The organism is Mesorhizobium sp. B2-3-7 (genome assembly GCF_006442695.1).
Lineage (GTDB): Bacteria > Pseudomonadota > Alphaproteobacteria > Rhizobiales > Rhizobiaceae > Mesorhizobium.
Genome location: NZ_VFVV01000014.1, coordinates 118,953 through 142,002, shown reverse-complemented (window position 1 = coordinate 142,002; position 23,050 = coordinate 118,953). Strand labels below are relative to the sequence as shown.

14 protein-coding genes are annotated in these 23,050 nt (G+C 58.4%); 10 read left to right on the top strand and 4 right to left on the bottom strand.

The annotated features are described in order from the left end of the window. Positions 1-12 precede the first annotated feature (12 nt). The 7 genes from FJ940_RS24220 to FJ940_RS24190 all read left to right on the top strand — a co-directional run bounded on the left by FJ940_RS24220 (position 13) and on the right by FJ940_RS24190 (position 11,504). Positions 13-1,116 carry a glycosyltransferase family 4 protein gene (locus tag FJ940_RS24220; protein WP_140557989.1) on the top strand — a complete coding sequence of 368 codons (1,104 nt, stop codon included), beginning with the start codon at positions 13-15 and terminating at the stop codon, positions 1,114-1,116. A gap of 371 nt (positions 1,117-1,487) precedes the next feature. After that, positions 1,488-3,308, top strand: coding sequence for a sugar transferase (locus FJ940_RS29080; protein WP_140513525.1), 1,821 nt, complete (start codon positions 1,488-1,490; stop codon positions 3,306-3,308). 288 nt (positions 3,309-3,596) lie between these two features. Continuing rightward, complete coding sequence (locus FJ940_RS24210; protein ID WP_224519136.1) at positions 3,597-5,000, top strand: lipopolysaccharide biosynthesis protein; 1,404 nt, start codon at positions 3,597-3,599, stop codon at positions 4,998-5,000. Continuing rightward, on the top strand, positions 5,001-5,996 hold the full coding sequence (cysD, locus tag FJ940_RS24205) for a sulfate adenylyltransferase subunit CysD (protein WP_224619688.1): 996 nt from the start codon (positions 5,001-5,003) through the stop codon (positions 5,994-5,996). It abuts the gene before it with no gap. Then, positions 5,996-7,927 carry a sulfate adenylyltransferase subunit CysN gene (gene cysN / locus FJ940_RS24200; protein ID WP_140658159.1) on the top strand — a complete coding sequence of 644 codons (1,932 nt, stop codon included), beginning with the start codon at positions 5,996-5,998 and terminating at the stop codon, positions 7,925-7,927. The genes cysD and cysN overlap by 1 nt, the downstream gene beginning before the upstream one ends. Before the next feature lie 6 nt (positions 7,928-7,933). Then, positions 7,934-9,151 (top strand): glycosyltransferase family 4 protein, encoded by a 1,218-nt coding sequence (locus FJ940_RS24195; RefSeq protein ID WP_140498434.1) that lies wholly within the window; start codon positions 7,934-7,936, stop codon positions 9,149-9,151. 289 nt (positions 9,152-9,440) lie between these two features. Next, positions 9,441-11,504, top strand: coding sequence for an acyltransferase family protein (locus FJ940_RS24190; protein ID WP_181171809.1), 2,064 nt, complete (start codon positions 9,441-9,443; stop codon positions 11,502-11,504). A 98-nt stretch (positions 11,505-11,602) separates the two neighbouring features. Here FJ940_RS24190 and FJ940_RS24185 read toward each other — a convergent pair whose 3' ends face one another. After that, on the bottom strand, positions 11,603-12,481 hold the full coding sequence (locus FJ940_RS24185; protein WP_140513519.1) for a sulfotransferase domain-containing protein: 879 nt from the start codon (positions 12,479-12,481) through the stop codon (positions 11,603-11,605). A gap of 437 nt (positions 12,482-12,918) precedes the next feature. Here FJ940_RS24185 and FJ940_RS24180 point away from each other — a divergent pair, with 437 nt between their 5' ends. Further along, positions 12,919-15,075 carry a nucleoside-diphosphate sugar epimerase/dehydratase gene (locus FJ940_RS24180; protein ID WP_140557992.1) on the top strand — a complete coding sequence of 719 codons (2,157 nt, stop codon included), beginning with the start codon at positions 12,919-12,921 and terminating at the stop codon, positions 15,073-15,075. Positions 15,076-15,095: 20 nt separating this feature from the next. Then, positions 15,096-16,550 (top strand): hypothetical protein, encoded by a 1,455-nt coding sequence (locus tag FJ940_RS24175; RefSeq protein WP_140557994.1) that lies wholly within the window; start codon positions 15,096-15,098, stop codon positions 16,548-16,550. A 105-nt stretch (positions 16,551-16,655) separates the two neighbouring features. Here FJ940_RS24175 and FJ940_RS24170 read toward each other — a convergent pair whose 3' ends face one another. Further along, a complete protein-coding gene (locus tag FJ940_RS24170; RefSeq protein ID WP_181165376.1) occupies positions 16,656-17,996 on the bottom strand; it encodes an O-antigen ligase family protein in 1,341 nt (446 codons plus the stop codon). Between the two features lie 279 nt (positions 17,997-18,275). Between FJ940_RS24170 and FJ940_RS24165 the strand changes: the two genes are divergently transcribed. Further along, on the top strand, positions 18,276-20,573 hold the full coding sequence (locus FJ940_RS24165; RefSeq protein ID WP_140581298.1) for a polysaccharide biosynthesis tyrosine autokinase: 2,298 nt from the start codon (positions 18,276-18,278) through the stop codon (positions 20,571-20,573). A gap of 36 nt (positions 20,574-20,609) precedes the next feature. Here FJ940_RS24165 and FJ940_RS24160 read toward each other — a convergent pair whose 3' ends face one another. Both FJ940_RS24160 and FJ940_RS24155 read right to left on the bottom strand, forming a co-directional pair. Continuing rightward, the gene (locus FJ940_RS24160) at positions 20,610-21,740 is read right to left on the bottom strand and encodes a glycosyltransferase family 4 protein (protein WP_140557997.1); all 1,131 of its coding nucleotides are present in this window, start codon (positions 21,738-21,740) and stop codon (positions 20,610-20,612) included. A 66-nt stretch (positions 21,741-21,806) separates the two neighbouring features. Continuing rightward, positions 21,807-23,027, bottom strand: coding sequence for a glycosyltransferase (locus FJ940_RS24155; protein ID WP_140557998.1), 1,221 nt, complete (start codon positions 23,025-23,027; stop codon positions 21,807-21,809). Positions 23,028-23,050 lie beyond the last annotated feature (23 nt).

Genomic DNA, 23,050 nt, shown 5'->3' with positions numbered 1-23,050 from the left:
AGAGGGGAGTAAATGCGACTTGCGATTGTGCAGGCGGGCCTGGGTGCAGGAGGGACGGAGCGCGTCGTCAGTCTGCTTGCCGCAGATCGATGCAGGCGCGGAGATGAAGTCCATCTATTTGCTTTCGTGGGAGAGCAAGACAAGAGCTATTTTGCCCTGCACCCGAAGGTCACCGTCCACAGACTTGTAGAGGATGGAGCTTCGCGGCTTTCGAAACTCGGATTTGTCCGCAGCTTGCGGCGCGTGGTCGTGTTGCGCGCGGAATTCAAGCAGCTTCAGCCCACTCTGATCGTTTCATTTCTAACAAAGATTAATATTCTTTGCCTGCTGGCGGCGAAAAATCTTGGCATCCGGGTTATTATCTCGGAAAGAAACAATCCCAAAGCGCAGAAAAAACACGCCGCTTGGCGGCTCGTTTCTGGCATCATACTTCGACAGGCGGATCGGCTCGTCATGCAGACTGATGCGATTGTCAAGACGCTTCCGGATACGCTCAGAAAAAAAGCCCACGTTATCGGAAATCCTTGCGAGGTCATGGGAAATCCGTGCGAGGCGACCGATGCCTACAAAGACCATGGCAATGAGATGTTTCGCCTGGTCGCCGTCGGACGCCTGGTGGAACAGAAAGGCTTCGACACGCTGATAAAGGCGTTTGCTAAAGTCGCCAGCGAATTTCCGGCATGGGCGTTGACAATCTTCGGCGAGGGACCTGATCGGGTTCTTCTTCAACGTCAGATCGATGCGTTGGATTTGGAGGACAGGGTAAAGCTTGCCGGCATTACCGAGCGTCCGGGCGAATGGGCGCGCGACGCCTCCCTCTTTGTCCTGCCGTCACGCTACGAAGGCTTTCCCAACGTGCTGATCGAGGCGATGGCGGCAGGCCTGCCCGTCGTCGCAACGGACTGCGATTTCGGTCCATCCGAAATCATCGAACCAGGCGTTTCGGGTCTGCTGGTACCAGTCGACGATGTTGCCGAGTTGGCATCCGCGATGGCATGCCTGATGCGAAACAATGCTCTTCGCCACAAAATGGGTAGATCGGCCCGGAAAACGATCGATCGGTTCTCAATGCAGCAGATTGCGGAAAAATGGGACTCCGCTTTGACGAAATTCTGAAAATGAAGGCAATCGATCACGAACTCAGTTATTCAGGTTCGCGATCTACGAATGAAAAATATCCAATGCCGGACAAGAACACCTCGAGCGTTTTCAAATCTGGCGCACATATCCTGATGTTCATCCGGAGAATGATCTTTGATAGGCGCACTTTACAGCCAATGTAACTAAAAGCGGCGACCTGTCGCGCGAAGGCAATGCCCGCACATCGTCCCTGATTGGGATCGGTCTCAAGACACAAGGCTACATGTAGACTTTCGAGATTGTGTCCCGTGGCGTGGCTTGGCTTTTGACCACTACGAAGCCTTGCGGTTGGCCAGAGGACGTATCAGCGAGCCGCGGCAGGCATGCTGATGAAAGGAGCATCGCTCATGAAACGCACGTTCGACCTGCTCGGTGCCGCCTGCCTTCTGCTGCTGATGTCGCCCTTCATCGCGGTACTTTCGATAGCAGTCGCGCTGCTTCTTGGGCGGCCTGTTTTTTTCCGCCAGGAACGTCCCGGCCTGCACGGGAAACCATTCAAGATAATCAAGTTCAGAACGATGACCGATCGTCGGGATCGTCATGGCCGGCTGCTTCCCGATGCTGACAGGCTGACTGGCTTTGGCAGCTTTCTGCGCGCAAGCAGCCTTGATGAGCTGCCCGAATTGATCAATGTATTGCGGGGTGAGATGAGCCTCGTCGGGCCTCGTCCCCTCTTGATGGAGTATCTCCCCCGCTATAGCCCTGAGCAGGCGCGTCGTCACCAAGTCATTCCCGGCATCACAGGTTTGGCGCAGGTGAACGGCCGCAACGCACTTGATTGGGAGAACCGCTTCGTCCTGGACGTCTGGTATGTCGATCACCGGACCTTCGCACTTGACCTGAAAATTCTCTGCCTGACCTTTTACAAGATCTTCACCCGAGAGGGGATCAGCGCCGCGGGACACGCCACCATGCCCGAGTTCATGGGCTCGCAGGTTTTGCAGTCGGGCGGGCCGTTGAGGACGTCTGGATCGCGCCTGCCACGGTTGGCCGCAAGGGTTGCAGCCATCGGTATTCTGCTAGAACTTGGGACTGCCGCTTTCGTTTTTGTTGTCGATCCATATGGGATCAACCATCATCTGGAGATTCCTGATTTCAATGCCGAAAAGACACATCGCCTTTCGATCGGTACGACAGCCGAGCGCTCACTACGTCTATGGCTCACCGACTACGACACTTTGATCCTCGGCGGCTCGCGGGCGCGCGTCGGGCTTGATCCCGCCGGACCGAGCCTAGCTAGGCTGAAGGCCTACAATGCCGCGGTTCCGCATGCGAGCATGGTCGAACTCTATGACATTGGCATGTTCGCCCTGGCTCACGGCGCACCCCGCCGGATGATCGTCAATCTCGATTTCTCCATGTTTGAGGCGGACCGAACGGAAACCCAAGATTTTCCGGAGTCCGGCTTTGCCGGAGTTCCAATGCCTATCGTCTATGCGCGGTCCCTGTTCTCCCCCGAAAGCTTTATCGACGCTTTGCGGACGGTGCACGCCAACAGCATTGGATTTCGGGAGACCGACAAGGAAGACGGTTTTCACCAGATCATGTTGGCACATAATTACAGCTACAGACAGGTGTCCGACCAGAGGCTGAATCGGTTGATGGCGGAGTTTTCGTCTCCCGGCAGCTTCGATTATGACATCACCAGAATCGGCCTGTTGCATGACCTGCTGGATCGTCTCACCGCCGCTGGAGTAGACGTCACGCTCTTCATTTCGCCGATACATGCTCGTCAGATGGAAGCACTCAGGGCCATGGGGCTACTCCCGGTTTACGACCGCTGGCGTGTGGATCTGACGTATACCGTAAGTCAGGTCAACGCATCCAAGACAGCCACGTCTGAAGTGAAACTGTGGGATTTTAGCGGCTATAACTCCGTTACAATGGAAGACATTCCGGATCCGGGCGATCGTCATCAGACGATGCGGTGGTACTGGAGCTCTGCGCGTTACACTCCGGCCTTGGGAGAGTTGATGCTGGATCGCATGCTCGGCCAAGCCTATTCGGGCCCGTCGGATTTCGGCATATCTCTTACCGGATCCAACCTTAGATCAATCCTCGACCAACAGCGAAAGAGGCGCACCATATATGTCGTGCTTCATCCCGAGGAGATTAATAGGATATGGAGCCGTTTGCTTTTATTTAAATTTACAAAGCCAAATATCTAGGCAATTTTCTCTTTATTGGTTCGGTATGTATTATAGTTCTACTTTTTTGTTCCGCATATATTTAGCGATAAAACGGCCATGAAGCTGCTACCGCTAATGGGGTAGGCCATCGGTCGTAGCGGCGATCAAGTCCTAGCTTATTGGGGTTGCGACAGGACCAAACTTGGTCGTGGCGGCTTTCTGGTTTCTGCCGATGATGGATGCATCGGCAGAAACAATCCCGGAGAACGACCAAGGGACGCGTACTGCCGATCAAGAATGAGCGGGGCGACTTTGGCTACGGTTGCGATGATCGGAAGACTGGCTCGACGGGTGCTGCAAGCTGCCAGGCGCAAGAGTGCGGGCCGCACGCGCCTGGCCAATATCGCACACCTTCTGACCGGCAATTTTCTTGGCTCATTGCTGGCGCTTGTAGCCTTTACGCTTTCAGCACGAGCGCTTGGCGTGACGAACTATGGTGAGCTTGCATTGATCATCGCGTTCACAAGGGTCGTCGAGCGCGTTGTCAGCTTCCAGTCGTGGCAGCCAATTATCAAATACGCAGCCGGCATGAACGCATCCGAGGGCCACGAGAATTTGCGCGTCCTCATGAAGTTCGGCCTGCTTATCGATGTCGGCGCCGCTGTCAGCGCCTGGGTCGTCGCCATTGGCGCGGCCCTTCTCATTGCGCCGGTTTTCGGTTGGTCGACGCAAATTGTGCATCTTCTTGTTCTCTACTCCAGCGTTCTGCTATTTCAGATTTCCGGCGTCCCCGTGGCTGTCCAACGCATGGCCGGCAACTTTCGCCTCCTCGCCTATGGGCAGCTGCTCAACGCCGTTCTGCGCGTATTGCTGTGTCTGCTCGGCGTGCTGCTCAACGGCGATCTCGCTTACTTCACGGCGGTTTGGGCCGGAACGCAGATCCTCGGCTCCTTGGCGCTCCTGACGCTGACCATGCGCGCGCTACACAGGCAGGGTGTCCACAATGTCCTGGGCGCGCCTTTGGCCGGCATCACACGCCGCTTCCCTGGCATCTGGAATTTCGCGTGGTCGTCGAACATCTCACTCACTTTGCGCGCGAGCGCGCAAGAACTCGATACGCTGCTGGTGGGATGGCTAGCCGACCCGGCCTCGGCTGGCTTGTACCAGATCGCCAAGCGTATAGGCCGCGTCGGCCAGCAAGTAGGCCCGCAGGTGCAAAACGTTCTCTATCCCGATGTCGCCCGCCTTTGGGCAAAAGGCAGCATCGAGGAATTCAAGCGGGTGATCTTTCAGACCGAAGCCATGCTGCTCTGCTTTGGCGTCATTTGCGTCCTGGTCGTGGCGGTGCTCATCCGGCCGCTGCTCGCCTGGACCGCGGGACCGGAGTTCATAGGCGCAGCCAGCCTCGTCATCGTGCAGATGGTGGCGGTCACGTTCGTGCTTTCGGGCTCAGCCGCCCGCTCGGCGCTGCTTGCCATGGGCCGGCAACGTGAGGTGTTGCGCATTGTTGTCGTTGCCACAGCCGCCTTCCACGTGACGGCCCTCCTGCTCATCCCGCGGATCGGCGCGATGGGGGGCAATATTGCCCATATCGTCCTGGGCATTCTGTGGGCCTTCGGCCTGGCGCTTTCGTTGCGACAGGCGCTCAAGACCGCCCATCATCCCGACCGGCAAACCCCGCCGGCGGACGCTCTCAACCAAGCAAGTCTTGCCCCTTCAAAGGCGATCTAGATGTCTCTTGCACCTCAAGCTCTTGCGCCTCAAGCCCAGGCACCTCAAGCCCTGGTCACTTTGCCTGCAGCGCAGCGGCGCTCGCCTTCCTCTCCTTCGTGGCTCACACATCTGCAACGACTCGAGGCTGAATCAATCCATATCATTCGCGAGGTCGTCGCCGAACTGCGCAACCCGGTGATGTTGTATTCGGTGGGCAAGGACTCGGCCGTAATGCTCCATCTCGCGATGAAGGCCTTCTATCCGTCGCAACTGCCGTTCCCCCTTCTCCACATCGACACGACGTGGAAATTCAAAGAAATGATCCGTTTCCGCGACGAGACTGTCGCGCGGCTTGGCCTGAAGCTGCTGGTGCGTCGCAACGAGGCCGGCCTGGCCGAAGGGATCACGCCATTTACACATGGCTCGTCGACCTACACGCAGATCATGAAGACGGAGGCGCTGAAATCGGCACTGACCTCGCTCGGCTTCGACGCCGCTTTCGGCGGCGCGCGGCGCGACGAGGAAAAGAGCCGCGCGAAAGAACGGGTGTTTTCGCTGCGCAGCGATAGCCATGGCTGGGATCCAAAGAACCAGCGCCCGGAACTATGGAACCTCTACAACGGCCGGCTGAAACCAGGGGAGTCCGTCCGGGTCTTTCCTCTCTCGAACTGGACCGAAACCGACATATGGCAGTACATCATGAGGGAGAACATCCCCATCGTCTCGCTGTATTTCGCGGCCAAACGCCCCGTGGTGGAGCGCGACGGACAGTTGATCATGGTGGACGACGATCGTCTGCCGCTCCGCCCAGGCGAATCCCCCGAAATGCGCTCGGTACGCTTCCGCACGCTTGGCTGCTATCCCCTCACCGCGGCCACTGAAAGCACTGCCGCGTCTGTTCCCGAAGTGCTCCAGGAAATGCTTGTCGTGAGGACCTCCGAGCGATCAGGTCGGCTGATCGACCATGACGAGGCAACATCGATGGAAAAGAAAAAGCGCGAGGGGTACTTCTGATGCTGGGTTTTGCTCAAACCGCGGAACTCGAATCTTCTTCGATAGACGAGATCACTTCGCAATATCTTGCTGTCCACGAGAAGAAGAGCCTGCTGCGATTTTTGACATGCGGCAGCGTGGACGACGGCAAGTCGACGCTGATCGGCAGGCTGCTCTACGACACGAAGCTGCTGATGGAAGACCAGCTTGCCACACTTACCCGCGATTCCCAACGCCACGGCACAACCGGCGGCGATCTCGACTTCGCCCTTCTGGTCGACGGTCTGGCCAGCGAGCGCGAACAGGGCATTACGATCGACGTGGCCTATCGTTTCTTCGCCACGGAGCGGCGCAAATTCATAGTCGCCGACACGCCCGGCCATGAGCAATACACCCGCAACATGGCTACTGGCGCATCCAACGCCGACCTGGCGATCATTCTTGTCGATGCGCGGCAGGGCATTCTGACCCAGACACGCCGACATTCCTTCATCGTTTCGCTGCTCGGAATCCGGCATGTCGTCCTTGCGGTCAACAAAATCGACCTGGTCGATTATTCGCAAACGGTATTCGACGAGATCGAGGCGACCTATCGAAGCTTCGCGGAACCGCTTGGCTTCGCGTCTCTGGATGCCATCCCGCTGTCGGCGCGCTATGGCGACAATGTTCTTTCGAAAGGCGAGAACCTGCCTTGGTATCGGGGCCCGACGCTCATCGAGCATCTAGAAACAGTCGAGGTGGAACGAGACCGCCGTAGCGCGCCTTTCCGGATGCCGGTGCAATGGGTCAATCGCCCGAACCTCGACTTTCGCGGGTTTGCCGGCACCATCGCCGCCGGCGTGATCCGGCCGGGAGACCGTGTGGTCGTGGCACGATCCGGCGTGACGAGCCTGGTCAAGCGCATCGTCACCCAGGACGGAGACCTGTCGGAGGCAGCGGCCGGCCAGGCTGTCACGCTGACGCTCGAAGACGAGATCGACGTTTCTCGCGGCGACGTCCTGGCGGGGGCGGCGGAGCGCCCGGAAGTGTCAGACCAGTTTGCGGCCCATCTGCTCTGGATGCACGAGGATCCATTGATCCCCGGCCGCCCGTATCTGATCAAGCTCGCCACCAGCGTGGTGGGTGCGAGCGTTACGCAGATAAAACACCGGGTTGACATCAATAATTTTGCAAAACTGGCAGCAAAAACCCTCGAGAAGAACGACGTCGGCTTCGTCAACTTGACGACACAGGCACCGCTCGCCTTCGACCCGTTCTCTAACGTGCACGAAACCGGCGCGTTCATCGTCATCGACCGGATCAACAACCACACGGTCGGTGCCGGAATGATCGACTTCAGTCTGCGCAGGGCGAACAACGTCCATTGGCAAGCACTGGATGTCGACATGAATGCGCGGGCGATCGCCAAAGGTCAAAAGCCCGTGGTGCTGTGGTTCACAGGCCTGTCGGGCTCCGGAAAGTCGACGATCGCGAATCTCGTGGAGAAGCGCCTCCATGCGATCGGCAGGCACACCTACCTTCTGGACGGCGACAATGTTCGCCATGGCTTGAATCGAGATCTCGGCTTTACCGACGCGGATCGCGTGGAGAACATTCGTCGCGTCGCCGAGGCCGCCAAGCTGATGGTCGACGCGGGGCTGATAGCGCTCACTTCATTCATTTCGCCGTTCCAGGCGGAGCGGCGGATGGCGCGCGACCTCTTCGGCCCAGGGCAGTTTATCGAGATCTTCATCGACACACCACTGGAGGTCGCTGAAAGCCGCGACCCGAAGGGCCTTTATCGACGCGCCCGAAATGGGTTGATCCAGAATTTCACGGGCATCGGCAGTCCCTATGAGCGCCCGGAAGCGCCACAGATCACCGTTACGCCGGATCTGAGCGCCGAGGAGGCCGCGGAAGTGATCGTCAGCTACCTTGAACGAGGCAGCTACCTCGGAACCGCGACCGGGTAACAGGCGATGGTTGGAGGAGCTAGCCAAGGGCCGATACGGGTTTGCTTTCCATTTATCGGTGATGATGTCGGTGGAAGCCACATCTCGGCGCTCAAGCTCATCCAGAACCTCGATACATCGAAGGTCGTTCCGATTCTGGTGCTTCAGGAAACGGCCGGGCCTCTGGCGGCCTTTCTGCAAATGGAGGGCCAGCCCTTCACGGGTTTTCCGCTGCCGACGACTTCGCCTGGAAAGGGAATAATCCCCGGCGATGTCATGACCTATCTGACCAGTACGCTTCCGCGCATGCGGCGTTTCATCAAGGAGCAGAAGTTCGATATCGTTCACACCAATGACGGCAGGACGCATGTGAATTGGGGCATTGCGGCGAGGCTGGCAGGTGCTCGGCTGGTTTGGCATCATCGCGGCGACCCCGACGCCAAGGGCGCTAACGTGCTTGCGCCGCTCATCGCGCATCGCATGGTGACGGTGTCGCGATTTTCGCGACCGCGGCATCCGATCAGATCCCTCAAGGGACGGCTCAGCGTCATCCATAGTCCCTTCGACCATCCGTCGACTGTGCCTGACAGGATCGCGGCCAAGGCCGCACTTCTGGACGAGCTAGGCCTTGCACCAGGAACACGCGTCCTGAGCTTCATCGGCGGGCTGATCGAACGAAAGCGGCCGCTCCTCTTCATCGATATCCTTGATCGTTTCGTGCGGGAGCATCCGCAAATCCCGGTCGTCGGCTGCGTGTTCGGGAATTCACCCGCGGGCTCGCAAGATCTTGAAGCGGCCGCCCGCGTGCGCTGCGCCGAGCGCGGGCTCGGCCAAACGGTGCGCTTCATGGGTTTTCGCAACCCGATCGAACCTTTCCTCGCGGCAACGGATGTTCTGGTGGTTCCCGCCATGGGAGAGCCCTTCGGCCGAACCCTTATCGAGGCGATGTTTCTTGGGACGCCGGTGGTTGCAACCGATCATGGCGGCAATCCGGAAGCTATCGAGAACGGGCGGACCGGATTTCTGGTCACACCGGAAGACGCCGGGGCCTTCATGGAGCCGCTATCGCGGTTGCTGTCCAATCCGCCGCTCTGGGCCCGGATCAGCGATGCAGCCCGCGACCACGCCTTCTTCTCCTACAGCACGCACCGCCATGTCGAAAATGTCATGAAGATCTATGACAGGGCGCTTTGCTCCCGCAAAGCCGGCTTGGCGACCGACCTAACCAGCGAAATCGGCGGTTAAAGGATTTTCGCAATGCGGGTGAGCACATCGATTTCCTTGTCATCGGAGCCGCAAAAAGCACAACGACCTAGCTGCAGCAGCAGCTTCAGGCCGATCCGAGCGTCAGCACGCCGGCATCCTGATAGACGCATCCAAGGGAAGGGCCTCCTTTGACATGAGTGAGTTTCACGAAAAGTCAGCTGCGCCATTGACATATGGTTCCCTCAGCATTGATCGAGGTCTGCCGTACGAAGCCCATCATCCTGCTCGCAATGCGAACCAAGACACGGGAGCTGCCCAGAGTGGGATCGTGGCCACGACCCCGGCCGGTCAAGTTGGATATCGCCGCGAAATTGACGGCCTGAGGGCGATCGCAGTCGTTCTGGTGATCCTCTACCATTCAGGGCTTCGCGTCGCGGGCCTTGACCCCTTTGCGGGCGGTTTTATTGGCGTTGATGTCTTTTTTGTTATTAGCGGCTATCTGATTGGCTCGATTGTACAGCGGGAAGTCATGGATGGGACTTTCTCGTTCGCCAATTTTTACGAGCGTCGCGCGAGACGGATCCTACCTGCGCTGTATACCGTCTTAGCAGTAACGATCCCCTTCGCTTGGCTATATATGCTGCCGAGTGCCTTTAGAGACTATTCGGCGAGCCTTTTGGCAACCGTGTTTTCAGCCTCCAATCTATATTTCTGGCATGTTGCGAGCTATGACGCAGCCGACAATCTTTTTCGTCCATTAATTCACACCTGGAGCTTGGGGGTCGAAGAACAGTTCTACGTGATCTTCCCTTGCTTTCTTCTACTGGTGTGGAAATTTTCTCGGAAATTTTTAACAGCCATCCTGTGCATTGGGCTCGTCGTTTCGTTCATTCTTGCGGAGTGGATGACGCGGCATTTCCCGGACGCATCTTTTTTTCTACTGCCAACCCGAATCTGGGAACTAGGGTTGGGGGTGTTTCTGGCAAGACGTGAATTGACTGGCGGCCGGCTTGTGTCGATGCGCTCTTCGCGAGTCGCGCCTGCGGTCGGTTTGGCGCTCCTGATCTGCTCGGTGCCGCTGATGAGGCCGCAGTGGCATCACCCAGGACTTGTAACGTTGATCCCGGTTGCAGGAACGGCATTGCTTATCTGGTATACAGGGCACGGCGATCCCATTACACGAGCGCTTTCCTCCCAGCCATTTGTATTTGTCGGCCTGATATCATATTCCCTCTACCTTTGGCACCAGCCGATATTTGCTTTCGGCAGATTGAGTGTGACCAATTCTGTCGATGGAACGATGGTATTTTGTTGGATTTTGATGTCTGTCATACTTGCCACTGCGACTTACCGCTTCGTTGAGATGCCGACTCGCAGCAGAAAGCGAACCAGCAAGCGCGTTATATGGCTGATTGCCTCACTGGGGGCCGTGTTACTCAGCGGCGGCGGATACTACTGGTATGTCCAAAATGGCATGCCAAGCCGTTTTGCGGACGGCCTGGCCCCGATTGCCGCTGCATCCGATATTCGCGAGGCTCAGATCTTTCAGAACGGGAAGAGCTGTCTCAACTTTGCGCCTGAACAGGGCCCTTGTACCTTTCATGGCTCGAATCCCGAGGGCTATGCTCTTGTTAGTTTAGGTGACTCTCACGCTCGCACTCTGCTTGGTCCGATGCGAGACAGCCTCGATGACTACCGAGATATCGCCTCGTTCACACCGCTCAATCGAGGCGGCTGCGTATTTCTCCTCGGTCTGCAAAGGGTTGACGTGGACCAACCGGGTTGTCCAGGCGACTACAATGACAAGAGGCTCGACTACGTAGGCAGGCTGAAGCGACCGATAGCCGTGCTCTTGTGGCGTCTCCCCATTCTCGTGGAGCAGAGCCGTTACAACAATGGCGAGGGGGGAATCGAGCCGGGCGACGATCACCCGCATTTGGCCAAGCTGGGTGAAACCGGGCCCGCCGATCCGGCTGCAGTCGCCACGGCCATTTCCCGCACCATAAACACACTTCTGGAGCGCGGGGTGAAAGTTGTCTTAGTCTATCCTGTCCCGGAGATGGGTTGGAACGTCCCGCAGGTGCTTCTCATGCGGGCCAGACGCCAGAACGATCCTGCAGCTTATATGCAGGCGGACCCGATTTCGGTTTCCTACGGGGATTTCCGCCGGCGAACGCAACGGACATACGCATTATACGATAATGTCGGATCCGATCCAAATCTCGTGCGTGTGTATCCGGAGAAGGCCTTCTGCGATCAACAGCGCTGTTTCGCCAATCGAGGCTCTCAGATTTTTTATCGGGACGATAACCATCTCAGCGAGACCGGGGCGTCCAAGCTCAACGTTTTGATCATGGACGCCATCAAAGCACGGTGGGGAAATGACCGATGACAGGCGAAGGAAGAGCCGTGGACTTTTTCGACCGGGAAGTCTTATGCGACGTCCCAGCACGGAAGCGACAAGGCTTCCCCTTGCAGTAGAGCTCGACGCTATGCCTTGCGGTGGTATATTTCGAAATACGGGTCCAAAGAGCTGGAAATTCTCTCATCCATGTAAGCGATCTCGTCTCTGTTGAAATAGTCGACATAACCGCCAATTTTACCCCGGCGCACCTTAAAACTGTCGGGATTCGACTGGTCCGTCGGGCGCATTCTTTCGTGACCGAAAGCGTCTGCCATTTCGATCTTTCGCAAATTCTCGAAAGAGCCAAAGGTTGTCGCCTCATCGAGGATCATCTCCGGCACGCCCTGAATGCCCAGAAAATCTAGCGCCGTGCGAAGCGCCGATTTTGGAGCTTGGCGCATATGTTCGTAGGACAGCATTTGAAATGCCTTCACCTTATCGCGGTTGTGCGCCCAAGCGTTGTAGAACGCTATGATGGAATCAATGCTGCCGACATCCTGGGCAAGAAACTCACTGATCGTTCCGTCAAACACCTTCATTCGGTGCGTTGCGTCGAAATAATATGAAACAAGCACGTCTCTCGGATCCCGAACCAGAAATAGGATCTTTTTTCCTGAATATTTTGACTTATCGACCTGGATTTCGCTGGGACGCTTAAGGTTTGGGCTGTCGTCGTGAGAAAAGCCGATGCAGGGAATATTCGATGAGATCTTCCAGAAATGCTGGATTTCCATCGGATTCTGCAGGTTAAGGCCGTAGTGTTTGTCGATGACGCGGCCAACCATGGTGCGCAGCCACGTTCTACCGCATTTCGGGTATGAAAGCACAAAGGAGTCTCGCGACCAAAAGATCATCTGGCGGCGCAACGCTCCCAGGGGACCCGAGTAGCGTATTTTCTTTGGAACGACGGCTTCGCCAAGGAAAAAGGTAGCGTCGCGAAGATTGTTCTTCAACTGTCCGAGCATAGAAAGCTTCCTCTGCTAGCGTGAGTTTGGCGCATTGGCGGCGTCAACAATGAAGTGCCCGAAGAACGGGACCGCCGGACCGAAACTCAAGCGACCATTTTAATCTCCGCCATTGTAAGCCATTGCGTCGGTGCAGCGAGACCTAGCTAGCTGGCTGGCCCGGACTGATGGGAGTACCTCTTTGGATTAACGCGGCAAAGTCCGCTTGCAGTTCCGATAGCCCCCCCATGCACAAAAGCATGTGTTGCTTAGAAAGCGGGTAAAGCGCCCCATAGCAGCGATAGGATCGTAGCCTCGAATCCGAACGATTGCAGGCCAACCTGTTCTTGATTGAGCAAGGGACTGGCAGGCACGGATTTGTGCCTGCGAGTTCAAACAGCCGCATCTCTTGACGCGCTCTCTTGGGGCGCGGCGGCTAAGCTTTGTCGAGGTCTAGAATGAGCCAGTCAGATCAGCCGTTTGAGGCAATCAGTCCACTGGGAGGCCAATCCCTTTTGCTGGCCACTGCGATCGCTCTCGGCCGTCTCGTCAGCAAACCGCGGACGATTGTTCATGTGCTGTCTTACTTGCGCCGGCGGGTGACCGGGCGCGCCAAGGCCGTTGGCAAGAACCTTCATCTCTACATCATCGATCTGGCCCTGGCGCTGGCGGCACTGTCGTTTGCTTCATTCATGCGATTGGGCCTTGATGGAGAATTCACCGGTCCGGAAAGCCACGCTTCGTTGCTCTTCGCACTCCCTTGCTTCCTGCTTACATGCGCCGTGGTCTTCCCGGTGACTTGCCTCTACACCCGCAACTGGCGATATGCTTCTGTCGGCGACATGCTCGGTATCGTTCGCGCGGCATTCGTCACATCGCTGGCCTTCGTGTTCCTGATGTTTGTGGCTACACGGCTCGATTCGATCCCGCGCTCGGTGATAGTGATCCAGTTTCTGTTGCTCGTGCCGCTGCTTATTTCAGTTCGCATCCGCTCCAAGCTCGTTGAGCTAAGCCGCTTTGGTCCGACTGCGAACAGAGCGAGAAACGGACGCGACGTGGTCCCTGTGCTGCTGATCGGTGCAGGCGATGCGGCCGATCTTTATATTCGCGCGCTGCAGCGGGATCCGAATGCACGCCATTGGCCGGTCGGCGTGCTCGATAATGGCGCAACGACAGAGGGCTATTTCCTGCGCGGCGTGCCGGTTCTGGGCAGCATCGAAGACTTCGACATGGTCATCGGCGATCTGGAAGGTCGCGGCATCAAGCCCCGCCACGTGATTTTCACCGAAAGGGTGCCTGGCCTCGTCGACCCGATGCTTGAAGCGCTGATCGACCGGGCCGACCGTCTGGGCATCGCTGTCTCTCGCCCCGCCCCGGTCCTGGAACTGCGCAATCCTAAATATCAGAGTCGCTTCGACTTGCGCCCCATCGAACTTACCGACCTTCTGGAGAGGCCGCAGGCGGTTCTTGATAAAGATGCATTGTCCCGAATGATCGAAAACAGGCGCATCGTCGTCACCGGCGCCGGGGGCTCGATCGGCGGAGAGCTCACGCAGCAGATTGCCGCGCTCGGTCCCACCGAAGTGGTCCTGATCGATAACAGCGAGTACAATCTGTACGCCATCGATCTGGAATTGGCGGAGAAATTCCCGAATGTGCGCCGGAAGCCATATATCTGCGACGTACGCGACCCTGTTCGCCTGGGCGAGATTTTCCGACGCCATCGCGTTGACCTGGTCTTCCACGCGGCGGCGCTCAAACATGTGCCGATGGTCGAGTTGAATCCCTGTGAGGGCATTCTTACCAACGTCATCGGTACTATGAACGTGGCAGAAGCGACCCGCCTTTGCGGCGCCAAGGCAATGGTCCAGATATCCACCGACAAGGTTGTGAACACGACCAGTGTCATGGGCGCTACCAAGCGCCTAGCGGAACTCTACTGCCAGTCCCTGGACCTCGCCTTCACCGCCGGCGATACCCCCGTCCGCTTCATGACCGTTCGTTTCGGCAATGTTCTGGGTTCAAGCGGGTCGCTGATCCCGCTGTTCAAGCGCCAACTCGCCCACGGCGGTCCGCTGACCGTGACCGACATGGAGATGAAGCGCTTCTTCATGACAATACGCGAGGCGGTTGAACTGACCTTGCAGGCATCGGCCCATGGTCTGGAGAAAAAACTCGGACAGGGCGAAATCTTCGTTCTCGACATGGGTGCGCCAATCAAGATCATCGACATGGCGCGCCGCATGATCAAGCTCGCGGGATTTCGGCCGGATGAGGACATCAAGATCAAGATTGTCGGCTGCCGGCCGGGAGAAAAGCTGTTCGAGGAACTCTTCGACGAAAGCGAAAGACGTGTCGACGTTCCGATTTCCGGAGTCTTGGGCGCCGTGCCCAACGCGATGCCGCTTGACACGCTTCGCAAGGGATTTTCGCAATTGCGTCGCTTGGCGAGGGCCGGCGACACTGAGGGAGTGTTAAATCTTGTTGCGGATATGCTTCCCAGTTACCGCAGAGACGAAGCCAAGCCTGCGGCGGTGGTGACGGCGCCATTCGTGCCTCATGTGATCCTCGGTTCAGCCAAGGCAACCACGCGTCCACACGAGGCGGCCGCTTGAGGCCCAGCGGGAGCGCTGCCGTGCTAAGGCATATTGCCTCGGCTCTGTTTGTCGCGCTGTCGTGCGGCACTGCACTGGCCGGGGCGCCTCAACCTCAGCCGACAGTGGCCGAGGCACGGGAGGCGGTCGAGGCTGCCGGGGCCTATTTCCGCGATCATCTCGGTGTAGCGGGAACTTATGTATGGAAATATTCCCTCGACGGCCAAAAGAGGGTGGGCGAAGGCGGTACCGTGCCCGCGAGCGTTGGCTGGGTGCAGCCGCCTGGTACGCCGGCTGTCGGCGCTGCGTTCCTGCGCATTTTCGAGGTTACCGGCGACAAGCAATGGCTTCAGTCTGCCCAGGTCGTGGCAACCGCTCTGGTCAAGACTCAGCTGGAGTCCGGCGGATGGTTTTACAAGATCGAGACCGACCCGCAAAAGGCGGCGACATGGTGCTACCGCGCACTGAAGTTGGGCGGGAATACCTGTCGCGATATCAAGGACAATCCGCAACGCAACGAGACTGTCCTCGATGACAACAACACACAGAGCGTGCTGAATTTTCTGATGTGGTTCGACCTGGCGAGCGGCGGTTCGGATCCGGACGTCCGTTCCTGCATCGACAGGGCGCTTCATCGATTGATGCGGGTGCAATACCCGAATGGGGCCTTCCCGGTCTTCTTCAAGGGAGCCGCGCCTGGGGCGGATGTAAAGGCTGCGGCCAAGGCGAGTATTCCGGCCAGTTGGTCTCACGAGTGGCAGAAGCCTGATCGTCCGCCCTATTTCATCATCAATGACAATCTTCCCCGCGATATGGGTCGTCTCTTTCTCAACGCCTACCGCACATATCACGATCCCGCATATCTCAAAACGGCGGAGAAGGTCGGTGATTTTCTCCTTGCAGCCCAGTTGCCCGCGCCACAACAGGGCTGGGCTCAGGGTTACGATCGTTCCATGCAGCCGGTTTGGGGACGCAGGTTTGAGCCGCCAGCGGTCGTCTCGCGCGAAACCGCCGGCAACATCGATTACCTGATCGAGTTGAACGAGCAAAACAGGGATGCGCGGTTGCTGCACGCGGCGACGACTGCAGCCACCTGGCTACAGGCGGCGCGCCTGTCCGACGGCAGTTGGGCACGTTTCTACGAACTCAACACCAACCGGCCGCTTTACATCGATGAGGGCGGCCAAGTGACGTTCGACGACATGGACCTCCTGAAACACTACGGCATGAAAACCGGTGCAGAGATCGAGCCGGTGTTCGCTCGGCTCGAGAGTGCAACGCGGGGGCAGAGAGTTTCACGTCAACGACTGTGGATCAGTGCCGCGGATGAGTTGAGTGCTGGCGAACTGAATTCAAAGGTGCGTCAGCTCGTCGACAGTCAGGATACCCAGGGACGCTGGGTTGAGGGCCGGTTTATCGAGGGAGAAGACTTCGTCGAGGGCGTGTTCGCCCTCGCTCGTTTCATCTCCGCGCAAGCATCAGAGCCGGCGAAATAGCTTCTATATATCGCTCGCTCTTGCCATGGGGAGACCCTGACCAGATCTTCCGGGTGCGCCGATTTTAGCCTTTGTAGGAGCTGGAAAGCTCGGCTGGTGGGCCCCTTAGATCGGCCTGCGTAGGAAAGGCCGCGAACGACCGTACTTGGAGCGAGTACCGCGAAGAAAGCGCGTGACCGTTCTTGAAGCTGGGCCGTCGCGCAAAATCGCAACACTGGGCGCCATTCCAAGCAGCAGAGGCACGAGAAAGAAACGACTGTAAAGATGTGGTAGCGCATTTGCCAGCGCCGCGAAGAGGAGAACTGTCGTCGCCGTGCAAATGGCGGATACCTTGCCTTCACGACTCCGAGCGGCAAGGATGGCGATGGTGATGCCTGCCACGAGCAGGAGCAGAAAACCGATGAATCCGGGCAGCCCTGCCTCGACCCATATGAGGAGGTAGGTGTTGTGGACCGGGGCGTGCAATTCGCTGACCTGCCGATACTGGTCGGCACCGATACCAAGCAGTGAATTATTGTCCGCTTTGCCAATGGCCTCATGGATGAGCCGCATACGGTCTGCAAACGTGCCAGCCTCATCGAGGTCACCATTCTGCAGCGCATTCAGCACGCGGTGTTGGAAGACCTCGGGCAAGAAGTCGCGGCCCCAGGTAACGGCAATGAAGAATGCGGCGAGCGAGGTCACCGCTAAAGAAATGATGCGGCGCCACGAGCCCGTCGCGACTACGAAGATGGTGACCGCAAAGACAAGGCCGATCAGGCCGGTATTGGATCCTGTCAAAATAATGCCATAACCAAAAAGCGGCAGTCCGACCCAAAGCCAGCGAGGCCTTATGCAACCTGACGCCACCAGCCACAACATTAGCGGGACAGAGAGCGCTATCAGCGTTGCGCACTCATTCTCGCGTTCCACCCAACCCTGGAAACGACCATTGCCGCTGACAAAGACGGTGCCGCGTTGCTTGAGGATGTCGATTATCACTATCCCCTGCAGACACATCACGGCGATCGAGCAAAGAAATGATTTCATCAAGAGAACGATTTCCGCCCAGGGCCTCGACACGATCATGAAGGCCAGGAGAAAGTAAGCGTACAGATATTGCGCCGAGATGATGAAGCCTCGCTGCGGATCTCCGTGGATCAGACTGCTTAGCAGCAGCATCCCGCATAGTAGGGCGATGCCGATATTCCATAAAAACGTCCCCGCGCCCAAGGGAGAGATCGAAAAGGATTTCCCGAGTATGGCTGCGAATACGGCCGCGAGAGCGAAGCCGTCGCTGATGGTAAAATAGAATGCATCAAACCGAAGAATATTGAAGGGCGTGAGAAAGACGGACGCCACGGCGAACCAGAGCCCGAGTCTCCCGGCTACCTCTGGCAACGATGTGACGGCCGGTTTGGGGCCGGGCCTTGTCCAATAATGGCGAGGAGCCCTGGCGTAGTTCATCCTCACTCCTGAATCTGCTCGAGAGTCCTTTTCGCCAGCCCTCATTGGGCCTGCAGTTCAGCCTATCTGCCAAGATAGGGCCCGGGCCGGTTACGCTATCCTTTTGGATGATGTCGCCTTTGCGGCTAAGCCTCTTGAGCGCGATTGCGGCCGCGCAACCATGTTAAAACTGTCGTCGCGGTAAGTCGCGAATTCGATGTTGGGTAGCCTCCAGGTCCGATGTGGCAGGGCCGGCTTGGACCAGTCGAAGACAAACAAAAAGGGGCGGGATCTGTGAGCTTGATAGACGACAACAGCGTGTGGAGCCGTCTGGAACCATTTCTTCAAGAGCCGATCGAGCCGTCGAAGGAACGCACTTTCGGCCCGCGCGAGCTCTACACGCTTTTCCGAAGGCGCCTCCCCTTGATCCTTGCGGTCGTGACTACCGGCACCGCTCTCGCGCTCATCACGGCCGTGGAACTTCCCAAGACGTACACCGCTCGCTCGATGATCGTTGTCGAATCCGACGATCCCAATCCTCTCGACACCGCACAAGCGCAGCCTAATCAACAGCCCGACAAGTCGCGAATGGACACCGAGGCGGATCTGATCACCTCTCGTGTCTTTGCCAGCCTGGTCGTCGACAGACTGGACCTCATCAAGGACCCGGACTTCAACACCTATCTGAAACCAGCCGCGAGCCGAGCTTCCCCTTCGGATTCGGGCCCTGGACTGCTGTCACAGGCCGTCGGCTTGATCGTCTCGATACCGCGAGCGCTATGGAGCCTTGTCGCCGGCGCCGACCCGCAGGATCCCGCGTCGCTGCCATCGAAGGGGGTTCAGCAAGATCGGGCGATTTCATCGTATCTGTCGAGCGTTTCGGTTGACCGGTCCGGAGAGAGCTCGGCGATGACGATCTCCTTTTTCAATGACGACGCGTCGAGGGCGGCCCTGATAGCCAATGCGACGGCCAAACTGTTCGTGGAATGGTCCCGGGACAACAAGCGGCAGGACATCAAGGACGCCGTTAGCTTTCTGAGGCAGCAATCGACGGAGCTTGCGTCACGGATAGCCGCCATAGAAGGCCAGATCGCCCAGTATGCGCGAGAACACGGCGTATCCAGCGATCCACGCGATGATCTGCTGCGCGCCTCGATCCAGCAAAGCAACGAGCAGCTCAGCACCGCTAGAGGTGAATACACGCAAGCGCAGGCGCGCCTCGCCCAGGTCAGGCTGGCGGCCAAGACCGGCGACGCGGGCGCCAACGTCGATCCCCTGCTCTCATCGGACTTCCTGACGTCCCTGCGCAACGACGAAGCGACGGCGATGAGGGATCGCGCGCAACTGGCCAGCAACTACGGGCGCAATCATCCCTTGGTCCAGGAGGCGGATGCAAAAGTAGCGGCCGTCCGCGCGATGATCTCTCAGGAGATGCTGCGTACGATCGCAATCTTGGAAAACGACGTCCGCGTCAACGAAGGCAGGGTCAACCAACTCGCCAAGACTTTGGAGGAGTCCAACGAGCAACTGCGGCAAAGGAGCCTGGCGGAAGCGAAGCTTCGGGAACTGAACAACCAATTGTCGACCGAGCAGAAGCTCTACGACCTCGTATCAGGCAGGCTTGGCAGCCTCGATCCGTTTTCCGAGGCGGTCGAGCCCGGCGTGCGGACGGTTTCCGCTGCCGAGATTCCGACGAGCCCTTCCTTTCCCAAACTTCGTTTGATGACGGCAGGCGGTTTCGCCGCGTCGCTGATCCTAGCCCTGATCCTTGTGCTGACGCTTGAAAGCATGGATGTGAGAATACGCGAGTCACAACGGGTATCGAAGCTTATCCGTGCGCCACTGCTGGCGTCGATTCCGCAACTGCCCAAGAAATTCCTGCAACGCGCCACGCCTCCTCTTGAAACCTTGTTGTCGCAACCACGGTCGGCCTTCTCCGATGCCTTCCGGTCGCTGTACATGGCCTGCACCCGGATGAACGGTGGCCGGAGCAAACAGGTGATCCTGGTCAGCTCAGGACTACCACAGGAAGGCAAGACAACGACGGCCATGGGCCTCGCCGTGGCAGCTGGAATGGACGGCGCCCTGACAGCGCTGATTGATCTGGATTTGCGAACCCGCAGCATCCATAGCGCCATGCAGTTTGGGCCCGCCGACAAGACACTCAACGACTACCTACATGGTGGTTGCACCCTGGCAGAGATCGTTCAGACGCTTCCTGAAGTTCCGCGACTGGATGTGCTGGCGCCATCTGCCGACGACCAGACCTTGCCTGAATTCCTCAATTCCAGCCAATTCGCGAAATTGCTGGAGGCGTTCCGGCTCGAATACGACGTGGTGATCATCGACGCGCCGCCTGTGCTCGTCGTCGAAGACGCAATCAGGATTGCCGCCTCGGTGGATACCGTCGTGGTCGTGGCCGCGTGCGACAACACCACGCAAGAGGCTCTCTCCCAGGTTGTCGAGCGCCTGCGGTTCGCCGGCGGTCCATCGATCGGCTGGGTGTTCAACCGCGTCGACCCCTTCCGACAGGCCCGTGGTGCCCTGCGGAAAGCCTATTTGAAACGGCAGCAGATTCGTCGTTATTTTCCCGCTTGACCGCCATCGGCCGCGCGGCCGATCAGGCGCGGCCGACTATATCCCCATCGCCTCGAGCAGGGTTTGGTTCACCTTGTGAACATCGAACCGGTCTTCCGCGAGCTTTCTTGAGTTGGCGCCCATCTTTGCGGCGAGTTCCTCATCCTCGAGAAAAGCCCGCTGCGCCGAGGCGAGAGCTTCCACGTCTCGCGGCTCGACCCGGAAACCGTTCTCGCCCTCGATCACCGTTTCTTGACAGCCAGGGGCGTTGGTCGTGATTATCGGCCGACCGGTCGACAAGGCTTCCAGCGCGCTGCGGGGAATGCCCTCCCTGTAATAGGACGGCAACACGAACACGGTGGACGCGGTCAAATAGGGACCGACGTCGTGTGTTTCGCCGAGATATTCAACGGCGCCTTCCTTGGTCCACTGGTCCATTTCGGCTTTCGAGATGGAGAGGGGACTGGGATCGAAGGGCCCGAGAATCTGAAAGCGTGCAGCGCGGTACTTGGTCTTCAGGATACGCGCGGCAGCAGCAAACTCGGCAATTCCCTTTTCGCGAAGCAAGCGAGCGATCAGAAGGAAGACGGGAGGCCCTGAAGGTGGGGGGCTTGCGGCAAACAGTGTCAGGTCCACTCCTGAACCCGGGATCATGATCACCGGCGTCGTCGCAGAAACCATCCCATGGCGCCGGATGTCGGAAGCGTCGGCGTCATTGTAAGCGAAAACTGCTTCGCAGCCGACCAGAGCCGAGCGGTAGAGACCAATACTCAACCGGCGCAAAATGGTTGCGCGCAGTCCCGTCATGCTGCCGCTGAATATGAAGCCGAAGCCTGTAAAGAGCGCAAACCGGCGCGGTACACGGGCAAGGCGGGCAGCCAATCCACCATAGATGATCGGCTTCATCGTATACGCCAGGACGATTTCGGGCGCCAAGCCGTGAATGAGCTTGTAAAGCGCCTTGAGCGTTCGCAAATCGGCCAGCGGACTGGTACCCGTCCTGGCCATCGGAATCCGTCGGAAGGTCACGCCAATTGCCTTGAGACCGGCGATCGCCCGCTCATCTTCATCGGGGGCGAGCGCAATGACATCATGCCCCGCAGCGACCATGGCCTTCAACAATTCGAGACGAAAGTTGACAAGCGAACGCGTCAGGCTCGCAATGACGACGATGCGCTTGCGGCGCATCGCATAGTCCACAGGGGCGCGAGGAGAATCTCGACCATTCATGTGCACAGCAACCACCAGCCGCTCCTATCGGATATGGCGACGACGCCCTAGAGCTGCTTCGTAGAGTTCCAGGTGCCTGCCGACGTAAAGGGAAAGCGAGAAGTTCTCCATGACGCGACGACGCGCTTGTTGACCCAAGGCGCGGCGCTCGGCCGGTTCAAGGCTGACAAGCCTGATCAATCCGGCGGCCAGAGCTTCACTATCTCCCGGTGGAACGACCACGCCGCTGTCGCCGACCAGCCAGCCGGAGTCGCCGACCGCGGTAACCACCGCCGGCACGCCGCTGGCCATCGCCTCGCCTACGGCAAGGGAAAATGCCTCGCCCCAAGCCGAGCAAAGCGCGTAGACGTCGAAGCCCGGCATGAGGTCGGCGATGTCAGCGCGGATGCCCGGCGTGGTAATGCGGTCGTCTATGCCGAGCTCACGGGCGGTGCGCCGCACCGGGCCGTCGGCATGTCCCTCCCCGATAAATATGCCCTGAACGTCGTATCCCTGTTCCAGGAGCCGGCTGATGGCGCGGACCAGGCTAACCTGGTCCTTCATGGGATGGAAGCGTGCCACATGGCCGATCATCAGCCGTCCGGGCGGCAAGCCGAACAGGCGGCGCAGCTTCGCACCGGCGTCGGCCGAGGGGGAAAATTGATCGCAATCCGTCCCGTTCGGGATAACCACCCTCCGGCGCGGATCAAAGCCCAGGCGCTCGTGATCATCGGCGGCGACGCGCGAGCAATATGAGATCGCGCTGGTGCGCCTCGACAGGCGGGCCGAGAGCCGTATCAATTGGCGCGTCAATGGTTTCTCGTCGGCGAGATCTCGAACCGTGTGATGGATGCTCCAGATGACCGGCGAGAAATTGAGCCCTAGCATCGAGCCGAGCGTTGCCGCGACGTTGCCGTGATACATCCATCCGTGAAGAAGATCGGGGGCCGCCCGTCTTATCGACCGCGTCAGCCGAACGACATCGCGCGGTCGCGGCCGTTCCGTCATGTCGAGCGAAACGAGCCCCGATCTTGTATATTCTACGTTTGCAGCCACCGGACCCGGTGAAAGCAGGGACAGAACTGAAGTCGAGAAGCGATTTTGGTCGACCTGGCCAAGAAAACGGGCAAGCATGACCTGAGCGCCGCCGACGTCGAGACTGGTAATGGTGTGAAGAACACTTGTGTGCACGCAAGCTTCCCAGCTGTCTGCAACGCTCCGCCCTGAGGAAGCATTCAATCGTCCGACAGTATGCAGCCGCACCATACGTTGGTTGCAGTCGACATCCA

Excerpts from the sequence above, each read along its gene's own strand:
- FJ940_RS24220 (WP_140557989.1), top strand. The coding sequence starts at position 13 with ATGCGACTTGCGATTGTGCAGGCGGGCCTGGGTGCAGGAGGGACGGAG.
- FJ940_RS29080 (WP_140513525.1), top strand. The coding sequence starts at position 1,488 with ATGAAACGCACGTTCGACCTGCTCGGTGCCGCCTGCCTTCTGCTGCTG.
- FJ940_RS24210 (WP_224519136.1), top strand. The coding sequence starts at position 3,597 with ATGATCGGAAGACTGGCTCGACGGGTGCTGCAAGCTGCCAGGCGCAAG.
- cysD (WP_224619688.1), top strand. The coding sequence starts at position 5,001 with ATGTCTCTTGCACCTCAAGCTCTTGCGCCTCAAGCCCAGGCACCTCAA.
- cysN (WP_140658159.1), top strand. The coding sequence starts at position 5,996 with ATGCTGGGTTTTGCTCAAACCGCGGAACTCGAATCTTCTTCGATAGAC.
- FJ940_RS24195 (WP_140498434.1), top strand. The coding sequence starts at position 7,934 with ATGGTTGGAGGAGCTAGCCAAGGGCCGATACGGGTTTGCTTTCCATTT.
- FJ940_RS24185 (WP_140513519.1), bottom strand. The coding sequence starts at position 12,481 with ATGCTCGGACAGTTGAAGAACAATCTTCGCGACGCTACCTTTTTCCTT.
- FJ940_RS24180 (WP_140557992.1), top strand. The coding sequence starts at position 12,919 with ATGAGCCAGTCAGATCAGCCGTTTGAGGCAATCAGTCCACTGGGAGGC.
- FJ940_RS24170 (WP_181165376.1), bottom strand. The coding sequence starts at position 17,996 with ATGAACTACGCCAGGGCTCCTCGCCATTATTGGACAAGGCCCGGCCCC.
- FJ940_RS24160 (WP_140557997.1), bottom strand. The coding sequence starts at position 21,740 with ATGCGCCGCAAGCGCATCGTCGTCATTGCGAGCCTGACGCGTTCGCTT.
- FJ940_RS24155 (WP_140557998.1), bottom strand. The coding sequence starts at position 23,027 with ATGGTGCGGCTGCATACTGTCGGACGATTGAATGCTTCCTCAGGGCGG.